At 65.9% G+C, this 1599-nt stretch carries 1 protein-coding gene and 1 pseudogene; both read right to left on the bottom strand.

Annotated features, from left to right (window positions below; genetic code table 11):
- Positions 1-285: transposase family protein (locus GY769_06840; protein MCP4201636.1), on the bottom strand; the 285-nt coding region annotated here is incomplete at its 3' end.
- Positions 286-1192: 907 nt separating this feature from the next.
- Positions 1193-1447: pseudogene (locus tag GY769_06835) on the bottom strand (ParB N-terminal domain-containing protein).
- Positions 1448-1599: the final 152 nt, after the last annotated feature.

Genomic DNA, 1599 nt, shown 5'->3' with positions numbered 1-1599 from the left:
GATCTCGCACGCGCCGCCGAAGTACCTCAGCGCCTCGGTCAGGAAGCTCTTGCACTCGAATCGGCGAAACCTCGGGTAGCACTGGATGAAGATCATCCTGGAATGACACAGCACCGCCGCCGCGGTCTGGACCTTCCGGAGCTTGTCGCCGATCCTCACCCGGTGCGGGGAGGTATCGTGTTGCATCTCCTGGCCCGGCTCGAAGCGGTAACGGCCGGCCGGAATGACCGGCGTCACGCCGATACCCTCCCGGCGACAGAAGGCCGTCAGAGCGGAGTAGGACAGCTCCGCTCCCTGGGCCAGAAGCTCCTCGTGGATCCGGGCCTGGTTGCCCTTGCAGGTCGTGTGCAGCTCGAGAATCTCGTCGCGATAGGGCTCGGCTTTGCTCACTCGCAGGATCGGCGGTGGCTCGTGGTTCTGCGAGCGGATCACCTTCTTGATCGCTCCGCGCGAGATCTTCAGCGACTTCTTGATCGCTCGCGTCCCGAGTCCCTGCTTGTGGAGCTCCAGGATCGCGGTCCTCTGCTCTCGGCTCAGCATGCATCGTCTCCTTTCTCGTTTCGGTGGTCCTCGAACAGGCCGCTAGTCTCAAGCCGTCCAGCAAGCCGTCCCACTCGCTGCGGACCTCCTCGAGCGTTGGCTGCAGCTCGGCGAGCTGCCGGGAAGAAAACTCCGACTGATGTCGGGAAATCTGACGGCTGAGATGACGTGCCTGGCGCGCGAGGCGCTCGGCGTGCCCTAGGAGTCGCTCGGGCTCACCCAGGACCTTCGTGCGCTCCTCAAGCCTCTGCTGCAGACGCAGGAAGGCCCGGGGATCTTCGAGCAGTCGGCGGCGACCCTTCCGGCCCGCCGCGAGCCAGCCGGCGTAGAGGACACCGATCTCGCGGGTCCTCAGCTTCTTCCCCACGATCTGCTCAGCCAGCCGGTGACAGGCTGCACGATCGATCCGGGCCAGCGGCACCAGAGCCCTCATCGCCGCTTGGGCCGGGATCTGGCCACGGCGAATCGACTCCTGGATCGACAGCGGAAGCTCGCGCACCAGGCCCAGAAGCCGGCTCACCCAGCTGGAGCTCTTGGCGAAGCGTCGAGCCAGCTCGTCCTGACTCCAACCGAAGCGATGCTGGAGCTCGGCCAGCAGCCACCCTTGCTCGAGGGCACACGAGCCCGGACCGTTGGCCATCTGCCATCGCAAAACCAACGCCTCGGCTTGCTCCATCTCCCACACCAGGGCCTCCACCGTGTCGTGGCCCAGGCGGCGAAGAGCCGCGATGCGCTGATGGCCGTCGATGACGACATAGCGACCCGGTGCCTCGTGCTCGGGGACCACCACGGTCGGCTGTTGCTGGCCGTTCTCTTCCAGGCACAGCCGTAGGCGACGCTGCCGGTCACGACTGTGAGCGCGCAGCGAGGCATAGGGCATCTCCAACTGGTGCCACTCCAATTCCATGACGGCTCCTTCTGAAGACACACCTCTGCCTTCTGGGACAAGGCCCCAGACACAATCCACCGCGGCGAACCCTTATCGCCCGCGACGCGGCGGTCTCACTCGGCGCCTTCGCAGGCACCGCACCCCGCAGATGCAGCAGCGCAAGCCGGTTC

The sequence above is a fragment of the bacterium genome, assembly GCA_024224155.1.
GTDB lineage: Bacteria > Acidobacteriota > Thermoanaerobaculia > Multivoradales > JAHEKO01 > CALZIK01.
This window is presented reverse-complemented; position numbering and strand designations above follow the sequence as displayed.